Source organism: Pseudomonas fluvialis, assembly GCF_002234375.1.
GTDB lineage: Bacteria > Pseudomonadota > Gammaproteobacteria > Pseudomonadales > Pseudomonadaceae > Aquipseudomonas > Aquipseudomonas fluvialis.
On record NZ_NMQV01000005.1, the window covers coordinates 208,119 to 221,565 of the forward strand.

Here is a 13,447-nt window from a genome sequence, read left to right on the forward strand (position 1 = left end):
GAGCCCCGTGCCGGCGGCGCCGATGAGGACGAGAAAAATGCCCGCTGTAACCCTGAGCACCCTGCAGGCGCTCAAGCAAAAAGGCGAAAAAATCGCCATGCTCACGGCCTACGATGCCACGTTCGCCAAACTGGCCTGCCAGGCCGGGGTCGATGTGCTGCTGATTGGCGACTCACTGGGCATGGTAGTGCAAGGCCATGACAGCACACTGCCGGTCAGCCTGGCCGACATGGTTTATCACACCGCTGCCGTCAAACGTGGCAACCAGGGCGCGCTGATCCTCAGCGACCTGTCGTTCATGAGCTACGCCAACCTGGAGCAGACCTACGCCTCCTGCGCAGCATTGATGCAGGCCGGCGCGCACATGGTCAAGCTGGAAGGCGCCGCCTGGCTGGCCGAGCCGATCAGCCGCCTGGCCGAACGCGGCGTACCGGTCTGCGCACACCTCGGCCTGACCCCGCAGTCGGTCAATGTGTTCGGTGGTTACAAGGTGCAGGGGCGCGGCGAAGCCCAGGCGCGCCAACTGCTCGCCGATGCCATGGCTCTGGAGCAGGCCGGCGCGGCGATGCTGCTGCTGGAATGTGTGCCCAGCGCACTGGCCGCCGAAATCAGCCGTGCCGTACAGATCCCGGTAATCGGTATTGGTGCCGGCGTGGATACCGATGGCCAGGTATTGGTCATGCACGACCTGCTGGGCCTGTCGCTATCCGGGCGCACGCCGAAATTCGTGAAGAACTTCATGAGCGGCCAGGACAGCCTGCTCGGCGCCTTCAGCGCCTATGTCCGCGCGGTCAAGGCCGCCGAGTTCCCTGCCGCCGAACACGGATTCTCCGCATGATCACCGTCAAGAGCCTGCGCGAACTGCGCGCCGCCGTCAGCCGTGCCCGCAGCGAGGGCAAGCGTATCGCCCTGGTACCCACCATGGGCAACCTGCACGCCGGGCACATCGCTCTCGTGGAAAAAGCCACCCAGCGCGCTGATTTCGTGGTCGCCAGCATCTTCGTCAACCCGTTGCAGTTCGGCGCCAACGAAGACCTCGACAAATACCCACGCACCCTGGTCGCCGATCAGGAAAAGCTGGTCGGCGCAGGTTGTCACCTGCTGTTCACCCCTGATGTCGAGGAAGTCTACCCGGACGGCATGCAGCAGCAGACACGCGTCAGCGTGCCGCTGGTTTCCGAAGGTTTGTGCGGCGCCAGTCGCCCTGGACACTTCGAGGGCGTGGCCACGGTGGTCTGCAAGCTGTTCAACATGGTGCAACCCGACCTGGCGCTATTCGGCGAGAAGGACTTCCAGCAACTGGCGGTCATTCGCAAGCTGGTGCGCGACCTCAACCTGCCCATCCAGGTCATGGGCGAGCCCACCGTGCGTGCCGCCGACGGCCTCGCGCTGTCGTCACGCAACGGTTATCTGAACGAAAGCCAACGCGCCCTGGCGCCCCTGCTGTATCGCACCCTGCAGCAACTGGCCGAAGAGATCCGTCGCCAGCCGTCTGCGCAGTCCACTCTGCTGGCTGCCGCCCGCCAGCAACTTGAGGATGCCGGGCTGCGCCCCGACTACCTGGAGCTGCGTGAGGCCGTCCAGCTGCGCGAGGTACAGGACAGCGATCGCCAGCTGGTCCTGCTCGCCGCCGTATACCTAGGCACAACCCGACTGATCGACAACCTGCAGTTCAGTCTCGACTGAATCCCTGCGTGCTGCGCTTGATCGGCGCAGCCCCCTTAGGCACACTCTGCCGCCGCCGCGTCCCGAGGAGGAAAACGCCATGCACGCCATCATGCTCAAGGCCAAGCTGCACCGCGCCGAAGTCACCCACGCCGTGCTCGACTACGAAGGCTCCTGCGCCATCGACGGCCAATGGCTGGACCTGGCCGGCATCCGCGAATACGAACAGATCCAGATCTACAACGTCGACAATGGTGAACGTTTCACCACCTATGCCATCCGTGGCGAGGAAGGCTCGCGGATCATTTCGGTCAATGGCGCCGCGGCACACAAGGCCAAGGTAGGCGACCGGGTGATCATCTGCGCCTATGCCCACTACAGCGAAGCCGAGCTGGAGCACTTCCAGCCGCGCATGCTGTACATGGCGCCCGGCAACGAGCTGAGCCACACCAGCAACGCGATTCCCGTGCAGCTCGCCTGAAACCCGGCAACTGCGGTTAGAATCAGGCCCGGTCAGCACCGGGCTTTTTTCTGCCCGGGCATTTCCCGCAGGACATAAGGACTTTGCCGGCATGGCGCATTTTCTCAACCCCGTGGACATCACCGCCCTGCCCGCCTGGCCGGCCCTGCATGCGCAGCGCCAGGCCATGCAGCATTTCAACCTGCGCGAAGCCTTCGCCAGCGATGCGCAGCGCTTCGAGCGCTACTCCCTGGAAAGCTGCGGACTGTTTCTCGACTACTCGAAGAACCTGATCGACGAGCAGAGCCTCGCGCTGCTCCTGCAACTGGCCGAGCAGGCTGGCTTGTCCCAAGCCATCGGCGCGCTGTTCGAGGGTGCCGAGGTCAACGCCTCGGAACGCCGCCCAGCCCTGCACACGGCCCTGCGTCGCCCGGTTGGCCAGCCACTGTACCTGCAGGGCAAGGACTTGATGCCGCAGGTCCACCAGGTGCTGCAACAGATGACCGAACTGGTTGCGCGCATCCATAACGGGCTGTGGCGCGGCTACAGCGAGCAGGCCATCACCGACGTGGTCAACATCGGTATCGGCGGCTCGTTCCTCGGACCGCAACTGGTTTCCGAAGCGCTCCAGCCGTTCAACCAGAAGGGCGTGCACTGTCACTACCTGGCCAACATCGATGGCAGCGAGTTCCGCGAAGTCACCGCCCAGCTGAATGCCGCCACCACCCTGTTCATCGTTTCCAGCAAGTCCTTCTCGACCCTGGAGACCCTGAAGAATGCCGAGGCGGCACGCGCCTGGTACTTCGCCCAGGGGGGCAGCGAAAGCGGCCTGCACCGGCACTTTGTCGCCGTCACCAGCCACCCGCAGGCGGCCATCGACTTTGGCATGCGTGCCGAGAACATCTTCCCGCTGTGGGACTGGGTGGGCGGACGCTACTCGCTGTGGTCGGCCATCGGCCTGCCCATTGCCCTGACCATCGGCATGTCCAACTTCAAGGAACTGCTGGCCGGCGCGTACTGCATGGACCAGCATTTCCTGCAGGCGCCGCTGGCCCGCAACATGCCGGTACTGCTGGCCCTGCTGGGCCTGTGGTATGGCAGCTTCTGGGGCGCGCAGAGCCATGCGATCCTGCCCTACGACTATTACCTGCGCAATTTCACCGACCACCTGCAGCAACTCGACATGGAATCCAACGGCAAGTCGGTACGCCAGGACGGCAGCCCACTGCACACGCCGAGCGGCCCGGTGATCTGGGGGGGCGTCGGCTGCAACGGCCAGCATGCCTACCACCAGTTGCTGCACCAGGGCACGCCGCTGATTCCCGCCGACTTCATCGTGCCGGTGGTCAGCCATCAGCCGCTGGCCGATCACCACCAGTGGCTGTATGCCAACTGCCTGTCGCAGAGCCAGGCGCTGATGCACGGCAAGACCCTCGCCGAGGCCGCCGCCGAACTGCGCGCCCAGGGCCTGGACGAGCAGGACGTACAACGCCTGGCCCCACACAAGGTGATTCCCGGCAACCGGCCGAGCAACACGCTGATTCTGGAGCGTGTCAGCCCGCGCCGCCTCGGCGCACTGATCGCCCTCTACGAACACAAGGTCTATGCACAGAGCGTGCTGTGGGGCATCAATGCCTTCGACCAGTGGGGCGTAGAACTGGGCAAGCAGCTGGGACGTCAGGTCTATCAGCACCTACAGGGCCAGGACAGTGGACAGCCACTGGATGCCTCCACGGCCGGCCTGGTGAGTTTCTTCCGTAACCGCCATCGCGGCTGAACTGGCCGCTCTAGCGCGGCTGTGCCAAGATGGCCGGTGTTTTCGGCCCACCCTGCCCGCACGCGGGCGCAGAGGAGAATTGCATGCAAGACGTCGTCATCGTAGCCGCCAGCCGTACCGCCATTGGCAGCTTCCAGGGTTCACTGGCGAATGTCGCCGCCGTAGACCTGGGCGCCGCGGTCATCCGCCGCCTGCTGGAGCAAACCGGGCTGGAGGCGGCCCAGGTTGACGAGGTAATCCTTGGCCACGTACTGACCGCCGGCGCCGGGCAGAACACCGCCCGCCAGGCCGCGCTCAAGGCCGGCCTGCCGCACGCCGTACCGGCGCTCACCCTGAACAAGGTCTGTGGCTCCGGCCTCAAGGCCCTGCACCTGGCCGCCCAGGCGATTCGTTGCGGTGACGCCGAGGTGGTAATCGCCGGCGGCATGGAGAACATGAGCCAGGCGCCCTATGTCATGCCCGCCGCACGCACCGGCCAGCGCATGGGCCACGGCAAGCTGATCGACACGATGATCCAGGACGGCCTGTGGGACGCCTTCAACGACTACCACATGGGCATCACCGCCGAGAACCTGGTGGACAAGTACGCCATCAGCCGCGAGGAGCAGGATGCCTTCGCCGCCGCCTCGCAGCAGAAGGCTGTGGCCGCCATCGAAGCCGGGCGCTTCGCCGATGAAATCACCCCGATCCTCATCCCCTCGCGCAAAGGCGAACCGGTCAGCTTCGCCAGCGACGAGCAGCCGCGCGCTGGCACCACGGCCGAGTCGCTGGCCAAGCTCAAGCCGGCCTTCAAGAAGGATGGCAGTGTTACCGCCGGCAACGCTTCCAGCCTCAACGACGGCGCCGCTGCCGTGCTGCTGATGAGCGCCAGCAAGGCCCAGGCCCTCGGCTTGCCGGTACTGGCGCGCATTGCCGCCTACGCCAATGCCGGCGTCGATCCGGCAATCATGGGCATCGGCCCGGTCGGCGCCACCCAGCGTTGCCTGAGCAAGGCTGGCTGGCAACTGGCCGACCTCGACCTGATCGAAGCCAACGAAGCCTTCGCCGCCCAGGCCCTGGCCGTAGGCAAGGAGCTGGGCTGGGATGCCGCCAAGGTCAACGTCAACGGCGGCGCCATCGCCCTCGGCCACCCCATTGGCGCCTCCGGCTGTCGCGTACTGGTGACCCTGCTGCACGAGATGATCAAGCGCGACGCCAAGAAGGGCCTGGCCACGCTGTGCATCGGCGGCGGTCAGGGTGTAGCACTGGCCATCGAGCGCAGCTGATCCTGGCGCAATACGCCACAGCGCAGCCCTGTAGCACAGGAGCGAGCCCTGCTCGCGAATAGGTGTAGCGCTCGGAAGCTGCGCTGATCACGAAGTCACGCCGGCCTGGAGCCGGCGTTTTTCTTGGTAGACTGCGCACCCGTTCATTTCGAGACGCCGCGCATGTCCTCTCTCGACCAGGCGCTGCGCGCCGCCCTTGATGCCCGCCGGCCGCTGCTGGCCGAGCTGCACCAACAACAGACCGATTGCTATCGGCTGTTCCACGGCAGCCAGGAAGGCCAGCCCGGCCTGACCGTGGATCGCTATGGCAGCCAGCTGCTGGTACAGAGTTTCCACCAGCCACTGACCCGCGAAGCCCTGCTGGACCTGCATGCCCTGTGCTGCGCACAACTCGCCAGCCCGTTGCAGCTGGTTTACAACGACCGTAGCGCTGGCAACTCGCGTATCGACCGGCGTGACAGCGTGTACAGCGCCAGCGCCGAGGCACTGGCCGATCAGCAGGGCCAGGAATGGGGCATCCACTACCGGGTGCGCGGCCGGCATGCCGGGCAGGATCCGCTGCTGTTCCTCGATCTGCGCCAGGCACGTGCCTGGGTCAAGGCCAACAGCGCCGGGCAACGCGTGCTCAACTTGTTCGCCTACACCTGTGGTGTCGGCCTGTGTGCCGCCGCCGGTGGCGCCCGCGAGGTGGTCAACCTCGACTTTGCCGAGGGCAACCTGCAGGTTGGCCGGGAGAATGCCCAACTCAACCCGCACTTGCCGGCCATGCAGTTCGTGCAGTCCGACTATTTTCCGGCCATCCGCCAGTGGGCCGGCCTGCCCCTGGCGCGGCGCCGCGGCCAGGCCCTGCCGGCTTACCCGCGCCTGGAACAACGCAAGTTTGATATGGTGTTCCTCGATCCGCCGGCCTGGGCGCGCAGTGCCTTCGGCACGGTGGACCTGCTGCGCGACTATCAGAGCCTGCTCAAACCGGCGATCCTCACCACGGCACGTGACGGCATCCTGGTCTGCAACAACAACCTGGCCAAGGTAGCCTTCAGCGACTGGCTGGAACAGGTATTGCGCTGCGCCAGCAAACTGGGTCGCCCGGTGCGCGACTGGCAACAACTACTGCCAGCCGCTGACTTTCCCTCGCACGACGCTCAACCGCCGCTGAAGACGCTCATTCTGCGCTTCTGATCATTCGTCGCCCGGCCCAGGCGTGCCATACTCGAGCGAGCTGGCATGCCAGCGCGTTTATGCATGAGTCACAAAGGCCGTTAGCCATGCCCAAAGGATTGACCCGCGCCCTGCGCGCGCTTGCCGTAACCCTCACCCTCTACAGCCTGCTGGGCTTTCTGCTGATTCCCGGTCTGGCCCTGCGCCTGATCAACCAGCAGCTCAGCCTGCAGGCCAGCGAAGCTGCCAGTCTGCAACGCCTGCAGCTCAATCCCTTCACCCTGGAAGTACAGGCCTGGGGGCTACGTATCGGCACACCCGAGCAGGAGCCGATTCGTCTCGAGCAGCTGTATGCCGACCTGCAATGGAGCAGCCTGTGGCAAGGTCGCCTGAACCTAGGTGAAGTACGCCTGCAGCAGCCGCAGATTGCCGTAGCCTTTGCCGCGGACGGTCAACTCAATCTGGCACAGCTGTTCAAACCCGGCCCGACCAGCGAGCCGCCCAGCGAATCCGCTGACAGCCCCATGCCCGCAATACGTCTGGAGCGTCTAGCCATCCGCCAGGGCGCCCTGGCCTTCGCCGACCAGCGCCTCGCCGAACCCATTGCCCTGGACTACCAGGACCTCGATCTGCAGCTGCTGCACCTCGACACCCGCGCCACGGAGCACGCCGCACTGCAGCTCAGCGCCCAGGGAGCGCAAGGTGGCAAGCTCGACTGGCAGGGTACGCTGCAGCTGCAACCGCTGCAGTCCAGCGGCCAGCTCAGCCTGCGCGATGTGCAACTGCAGGCGCTCTGGCCTTATGTCCGCGAACATCTGCCGCTGCAGCTGAAGGGCGGAGAACTACAGGTAGCCGCTCAGTACACTCTGGATCTCAGCCAGGGCACCGACCTGCGCCTGCAACAGCTGCATACCCGCCTGAACGCCCTGGCCCTGCACAGCGACAGCGACCAGCCCCTGCTCAAGCTGGCCAGCCTGGAATTGCACGATGGACAACTGGACCTGGCCAAGCAGCAGCTGCACCTCGGGCGTATCGATAGCCAGGCACTGCAAGCCTGGCTAAGCCGCGAAGCCGACGGCCAGCTGAACTGGCAGAAAGTGCTGGCTCAACCGCCTGGCCGCACGACCCCCGCTGCGCCGCCCGCAGCTACGCCGCCAAACGAGTCCAGTGAAACGGCTGAAACGGCTGAAACGGCTGAAACGAGTAACCAGCCCTGGCATATCCAGGTCAAGGCGCTTGACCTGCGTGATTACCAGCTGCACCTTGCCGACCACACCGTCAATCCACCGCTGGCCCTGGAGCTGAGCCAGCTGCAACTGAGCCTGCAGAACTTCGACAGCCGCTCAGCCCAAGCCTTCCCGGTCAGCCTGCAGAGCCAGGTCGGCAAACAGGGGCGCCTCAAAAGCAGTGGCCAGATACAACTGCAACCCCTGGCCGTGGAGCTGACCATCGATGCCCAGCAGCTCGATCTACGCCTGGCTCAGGGCTATCTCAATCCGTATGTGCGCCTTGAGCTGCGCAGCGGCCTGCTCGGCAGCCAGCTGCAGGTCAGCCTGCGCGACGGCACGCCCCTGCAACTGCAGGTACGCGGCGCCGCGCAGGTCGAGCAACTGCACAGCCTCGACAAGCTCAAGGGACGCGATTTCGTACGCTGGAAAAAACTCAACCTCGACGGCCTGGATTACCAGCACGGCGAGCACCTGCACATCGCCAGCGTCGACCTGCAACAGCCCTATGTGCGCTTCATCATCAATGAAGACCGCACCACCAACCTGGGTGAACTGCTGATACCCCAGCCCGCCAGCGCGCCTCCCGCAGCCGCCCCGGGCAGCCCCCTGGCCCTGCGCATCGGCGGTATCGCCATCAACGACGGCTCGGCAAACTTTGCCGACTTCAGCCTGATGCCCAGCTTCGCCACCGCCATCCAGCAGTTGCACGGACGCATTGGCATGCTCGACAGCCAGCGCAACAGTGCCGCCCGCGTGGATATCAGCGGCAAGGTCGACAAATATGCGCCGGTAAGCATCAAGGGCCAGCTCACCCCCTTCGACCCGCTGGCCAAACTGGACATCGCTACCCAGTTCAAGCGCGTCGAACTGACCACCCTGACCCCCTACTCCGGCAAGTTCGCCGGCTACCGCATTCGCAAGGGCCGGCTCAACCTCGACCTGCACTATCGCATCGAACAGGGCAAGCTGAATGCCGACAACGCTGTGGTGCTGGAGCAGCTGCAACTGGGCGAGAAAGTCGACAGCCCGGATGCCGTCGACCTGCCCATCCGTCTAGCCGTGGCCCTGCTCAAGGATACCGAAGGCAAGATAGAGATCCGCCTGCCCGTGCAGGGCGATCTGAACAACCCCGAGTTCAGTGTCATGCCGATCGTCTGGCAGACCCTGCGCAACCTGGTCTTGCGCGCTGCCCAGGCGCCCTTCAAGTTCGTCGCCGGGCTAGTCGGCGGCAACAACGCCGACCTCAGTGTGGTGCCCTTCGCCGCCGGCAGCCAGCAACTGGATGGTGCGGCCCAGGACAATCTACGCACGCTGGGCAAAGCGCTGCAGGACCGCCCGGCATTGCGCCTGGAAATCGAAGCGCTGGCCAGCACGGCCGCCGATGGCCCGCACGTCGCTGCAGCCCGCCTGGAGCGCGAATACCAGTACACCTGGTACCGTCTCCTGCAACGACGTGGTGAGCGAGTGCCCGCCTCGGCACGTGAACTGCAGGTTCCCGAAGACGACAAGCCGGCGCTGCTGGAAGGCATCTATCGCGCGCGCCTCAAGCAACAGCCCCCAGCGGCCTGGCGCGAGCTAGACGATGAGCAACGCACTGCGCAACTGCGCCAGGCCCTGCTGCAACACTGGCAAGGCAGCAACCTGCTACTGCGCCAACTGGCACAGACCCGTGCTACCGCCATCAAGGACTTCCTGGTCAGTGAAGCCGGCCTGGAAGACAGCCGCGTCTATCTGCTCGACGTCAGCGTCGAAGCCGGCGAGCCCGAGCGGGCCAGCGAAACCCGCCTGCATCTGGATAGCCTATGAACCACTACCGTGCGCTACCTCACCTAGCCCTCACCCTTCTGCTGCTGAGCGGAGCCAGCCTGCCAGCGCAGGCCGACAGCCTGCGCTGCGGCAGCAGCCTGGTAAGCGAGGGTGATCGCAAGTTCGAAGTACTACAGGCCTGCGGCGAGCCGCGCTACCGCGACCCGGTAGGCTATACCCTCGGCCCTTACGAGCGCCGCGAGCTGCTGATCGAGGAATGGGTGTACGGCCCGAACAACGGCATGCTCAATATCCTGACCTTCGAAGGTAACCGCCTGGTGCGCATCGAACGCAAGAGGAACCGCTGAGATGTCGCCCCGCCACCTGCTGAGCCTGGTTTTGTTGCTGGGCAGTCCCGCACTGCTCCAGGCCGCCTCCACCCACCGCTGCGGCAACCAGCTGGTCAGCCTGGACGACAGCAGCCATGAAGTACACAGCAAGTGCGGCGAACCCAACAGCCGCGACCCGCTGGGCTACCGGGAACGCCGCGACGACTACGGTTTCCTTCACGAAGTGGCCGTCGAGGAATGGAGCTACGGGCCGTACAATGGCATGTACTACTTCCTGCGTTTCGAGGGTAACCGCCTGGTGCGCATCAGCAGCCGGCGTGGCCGCTGACGCGCCGCCCGTCACGCCTGGCGCAGGTGCACCACGCGCTGCGGAAAGGGGATCTCGATACCGGCCGCAGCCAGACGCTGCTGGGCCTGCTCGGTAAAGGCAAACAGCACTGGCCAGTAGTCCGGCGAATTGACCCACAGGCGCAACGATAGGTTGATGGCACTGTCGCCCAGCGCGGTTACCACCACCTGTGGCGAGGGATCACGCAGCACCCTGCTGTCCTCGGCCACCGCCAGCAACACGCTGCGGGCCTGCTGCACATCGCTACCGTAGGCAATGCCCAGGTTGATGTCCACACGACGGGTCGGCTGCCGCGAGTGGTTGATGATCACCCCGTTGGACAGGCTGCCATTCGGCAATACCAGCAGTTTGTTGTCGGCACTGCGCAGCGTCGTGTGGAAGATCTGGATACTGTCCACCGTACCACTGACCCCCTGTGCCTCAATCCACTCCCCCACCCGGAAAGGGCGAAACAGCAGAATCAACACCCCGCCGGCAAAATTGCCCAGGCTGCCCTGCAACGCCAGGCCGATAGCTAGGCCGGCGGCACCGATCACGGCAATGAACGACGTGGTCTCCACGCCGATCATCGAGGCCACGCTAACCAGCAGCAGGACCTTGAGCAGGATGTTCGCCAGGCTACCGATAAAACCATGCAGGGTTGGGTCCACCTGACGCGACTGCAGCAAATTGCCGACCCGTCGGGTCAAACCGTTGACCAGCCACCAGCCCACCGTCAGGGTCAGCAAGGCCAGCAGCAACTGTCCGGCATATTGCATGACAACCGGCAGCCAGGCCTCCGAGCGATCCAGCCAGTGTTCCAGTTGTTGCACGTTCATCTCCATGCCTACCTCCTTGGTTTGCCACAAAAAAAGACGTCGCCTGGCGCAACCAGGCGACGTCCATTGTCCGACCCGCGACAAGCCACCGGGTTCCCCCGGCGCTGCGCATCAGTCGCGGAAGTTGTTGAACTGCAAGGGCATCCCCAGGCTTTGCGTGCGCAGCAGGGCAATCACTTCCTGCAGCTCATCGCGTTTCTTGCCGGTCACCCGCACCTGCTCACCCTGAATGGCCGCCTGCACCTTGATCTTCGAGTCCTTGATCAACGCGACGATCTTTTTCGCCAGCTCCTTGTCGATCCCCTCGCGCAGCAGCACCTCCTGCTTCATGACCTTGCCCGAGGCATAGGCGTCCTTGACTTCCAGGCACTGGCAATCGATCTTGCGTTTGATCAGGCTGCCGCGCAGGATGTCGAGCACCTGCTCAAGCATGAACTCGGCCTCGGCGGTAATCGTCACGGTCTTGTCCTTGTGCTCCAGGCTGCATTTGCCACGCAGGTCGAAGCGCCGCTCCAGTTCCTTAACAGCGTTGTCCACGGCATTGGTAACCTCGTGCTTGTCCAGTTCGGACACCACGTCGAACGAAGGCATGAAAACTCTCCTGATAAACGGTACGAAGCCCATCACGGATGGGGCGTACCTGGCTTGACGATAAAAAGGCCGGCTCATTATAACTGAGCCTCCCAAAACACTGCGGATTCGGCAGCCATGCCACCTCATGATCCGCTCCGCCTCAGCGACCAGCGAGACACGCATGCCCAATCCTCAACTCAGCATCCTGGTGGTGGACGACGCCAAGTTCTCCAGCGCCATGATCGGCCGCAGCCTGCGCCAGGCCGGCTACCAGGACATCCGCTTTGCCCACAGCGCGGCCGATGCCCTGCAGCAGCTGGAACAGCGCCCGGCCAGCGTGTTGCTCGCCGACTGGCTGATGCCGGAAACCGACGGCCTGCAACTGACCGCCCAGGTACGCCAGCTCGACGAAAGCATCAACCACTACACCTATGTCATCCTGCTCACCGGCAAGGAAGGCGACAACGCCCTCAGCGAAGCCTTCGACCACGGTGTCGACGACTTCATCAACAAGGGCCAGATGAACGAGCAGTTGCTACCCCGGGTCTTTGCCGCTGATCGCCTGTGCAACACCCTGCAGCGCCTGCTCATCGAAAACCGCCTGCTCACCCAGAACATCGCCAGCCTCGAACAGCGCAATCTGGTCGACCCACTGACCGGGCTGGGCAATGCCCGCCTGCTGCAACAGCGCCTGCAGGACAGCCTACGCCAGGTCGACACCCGCGGCGGCGCCGTATGTTTCCTGCTGGTCGCCCTGCAGGGCGTGGACAACCTGCGCCTGCAACATGGCCCTGCCTATCTACAGGAACTGCAGCGTGGCGTGGCCCGCCGCCTGCAGCAACTGGTCCGCCCGCTGGATGTGCTGGCGCGCCTGGACGACGAGCACTTTGCCGTCATCACCCTGCTGGAAAACCTCCAGGAATGCTCGCCGACCAGCTTCAAGCGCCTGCATGAGGGGCTCAATCTCAAGGCCTTCAAGACCAGCGAAGGCTTTGTCAGCGTCAAGGCGGCCATCGCCCTGGTCGGCATGGACGGCAAGGCGCTACCGATCAATGCCGAGCAACTGTTCGCCGAAGCCCGCCAGTTGCTTCCGGAAGCCATTGCCAGCGGCCGCATGGCTGCCACCCGCCTGCCTCACTGAATGACCTGGTATATCCTCGGAGCCGGCAGCCTGGGCAGTCTGTGGGCCTGTCGCCTGGCCCGTTCCGGATTGCCAGTGGGCCTGCTGCTGCGCGACCGGCAACGCCTGGCCGACTATCAGCGTGCCGGCGGGCTGACCCTGGTCGAGCACGGCCAGGCGCAGCATTACCGCCTCCCCGCGCACAGCGTGACGGACAGCCCGCCCATCCAGCGCCTGCTACTGGCCTGCAAGGCTTATGACGCGCCAGCAGCGGCACGCCAACTGGCCCCACGTCTGCAACCTGGCGCCGAATTGATCCTCCTGCAGAACGGCCTGGGCAGTCAGCAGGCCGTTGCCGACAGCCTGCCCGGTGTACGCTGCCTGGCCGCGTCGAGTACCGAAGGGGCCTTCCGCCAGGCAGATTTCCAGGTGGTATTTGCCGGCCAGGGGCATACCTGGCTGGGCGACCTGCGCGGCGCCAGTGCGGCGCCCAGCTGGCTGGCAGAGCTGCAGCAGGCTGGCATTGCCCACAGCTGGAGCGACGACATCCTCAGTCGACTGTGGCGCAAGCTGGCCATCAACTGCGCCATCAATCCACTCAGCGTGCTGCACGACTGCCGCAATGGCCAGCTGCGCGACCATCAGGAGGCGCTGCAGACCCTCTGTCAGGCCCTCCAGCAGTTACTCCAGGCCTGCGGGCAAAGCAGCGCAGCCCAGGGCCTGCTGGCAGAAGTCATGCAAGTGATCGCCGCCACCGCCGCCAATTTCAGTTCGATGCACCAGGACGTCAGCCAGGGCCGGCGCACCGAGACCGATTACCTGCTCGGCTATGCCTGCCAGCAGGCGCGCCTGCACGGACTGCACCTAGCGGTACTGGAAGACCTGCTGCAACGCCTGCAGGAGCGTCAGGCAGCAGCCCGCGCCTAGGCTGGCGGCC

At 64.8% G+C, this 13,447-nt stretch carries 13 protein-coding genes; 11 read left to right on the forward strand and 2 right to left on the reverse strand.

Going from position 1 to position 13,447, the window contains the following annotated elements; genetic code table 11:
* Nucleotides 1-37 precede the first annotated feature (37 nt).
* From panB to CFY91_RS04625, 9 genes are all read left to right on the forward strand, one after another.
* Nucleotides 38-838 (forward strand): 3-methyl-2-oxobutanoate hydroxymethyltransferase, encoded by an 801-nt coding sequence (gene panB / locus CFY91_RS04585; RefSeq protein ID WP_093985164.1) that lies wholly within the window; start codon nt 38-40, stop codon nt 836-838.
* A complete protein-coding gene (panC, locus tag CFY91_RS04590; protein WP_093985165.1) occupies nt 835-1,686 on the forward strand; it encodes a pantoate--beta-alanine ligase in 852 nt (283 codons plus the stop codon). Before panB ends, panC begins: the two co-directional genes overlap by 4 nt.
* Before the next feature lie 79 nt (nt 1,687-1,765).
* The gene (panD, locus tag CFY91_RS04595; protein WP_093985166.1) at nt 1,766-2,146 is read left to right on the forward strand and encodes an aspartate 1-decarboxylase; all 381 of its coding nucleotides are present in this window, start codon (nt 1,766-1,768) and stop codon (nt 2,144-2,146) included.
* A gap of 91 nt (nt 2,147-2,237) precedes the next feature.
* Nucleotides 2,238-3,902 (forward strand): glucose-6-phosphate isomerase, encoded by a 1,665-nt coding sequence (gene pgi / locus CFY91_RS04600; protein ID WP_093985167.1) that lies wholly within the window; start codon nt 2,238-2,240, stop codon nt 3,900-3,902.
* Between the two features lie 83 nt (nt 3,903-3,985).
* The gene (locus CFY91_RS04605; protein WP_093985168.1) at nt 3,986-5,167 is read left to right on the forward strand and encodes an acetyl-CoA C-acetyltransferase; all 1,182 of its coding nucleotides are present in this window, start codon (nt 3,986-3,988) and stop codon (nt 5,165-5,167) included.
* 162 nt (nt 5,168-5,329) lie between these two features.
* Complete coding sequence (locus CFY91_RS04610; RefSeq protein WP_093985169.1) at nt 5,330-6,346, forward strand: class I SAM-dependent rRNA methyltransferase; 1,017 nt, start codon at nt 5,330-5,332, stop codon at nt 6,344-6,346.
* A gap of 59 nt (nt 6,347-6,405) precedes the next feature.
* Nucleotides 6,406-9,360, forward strand: coding sequence for a DUF748 domain-containing protein (locus CFY91_RS04615; RefSeq protein ID WP_443096543.1), 2,955 nt, complete (start codon nt 6,406-6,408; stop codon nt 9,358-9,360).
* Nucleotides 9,357-9,668 carry a DUF2845 domain-containing protein gene (locus CFY91_RS04620; RefSeq protein ID WP_093985171.1) on the forward strand — a complete coding sequence of 104 codons (312 nt, stop codon included), beginning with the start codon at nt 9,357-9,359 and terminating at the stop codon, nt 9,666-9,668. Before CFY91_RS04615 ends, CFY91_RS04620 begins: the two co-directional genes overlap by 4 nt.
* Before the next feature lies 1 nt (nt 9,669).
* Nucleotides 9,670-9,978, forward strand: a complete 309-nt coding sequence (locus CFY91_RS04625) for a DUF2845 domain-containing protein (RefSeq protein ID WP_093985172.1) — start codon at nt 9,670-9,672, stop codon at nt 9,976-9,978.
* Between the two features lie 11 nt (nt 9,979-9,989).
* Here CFY91_RS04625 and CFY91_RS04630 read toward each other — a convergent pair whose 3' ends face one another.
* Nucleotides 9,990-10,823 carry a mechanosensitive ion channel family protein gene (locus CFY91_RS04630; RefSeq protein WP_093985173.1) on the reverse strand — a complete coding sequence of 278 codons (834 nt, stop codon included), beginning with the start codon at nt 10,821-10,823 and terminating at the stop codon, nt 9,990-9,992.
* A 105-nt stretch (nt 10,824-10,928) separates the two neighbouring features.
* Nucleotides 10,929-11,408 (reverse strand): YajQ family cyclic di-GMP-binding protein, encoded by a 480-nt coding sequence (locus tag CFY91_RS04635; RefSeq protein ID WP_093985174.1) that lies wholly within the window; start codon nt 11,406-11,408, stop codon nt 10,929-10,931.
* A 163-nt stretch (nt 11,409-11,571) separates the two neighbouring features.
* Between CFY91_RS04635 and CFY91_RS04640 the strand changes: the two genes are divergently transcribed.
* Together CFY91_RS04640 and CFY91_RS04645 are read left to right on the forward strand one after the other, a co-directional pair.
* Nucleotides 11,572-12,531 (forward strand): GGDEF domain-containing response regulator, encoded by a 960-nt coding sequence (locus CFY91_RS04640; RefSeq protein ID WP_093985175.1) that lies wholly within the window; start codon nt 11,572-11,574, stop codon nt 12,529-12,531.
* On the forward strand, nt 12,532-13,437 hold the full coding sequence (locus CFY91_RS04645) for a putative 2-dehydropantoate 2-reductase (protein WP_093985176.1): 906 nt from the start codon (nt 12,532-12,534) through the stop codon (nt 13,435-13,437).
* The last annotated feature ends 10 nt before the right edge of the window (nt 13,438-13,447 follow it).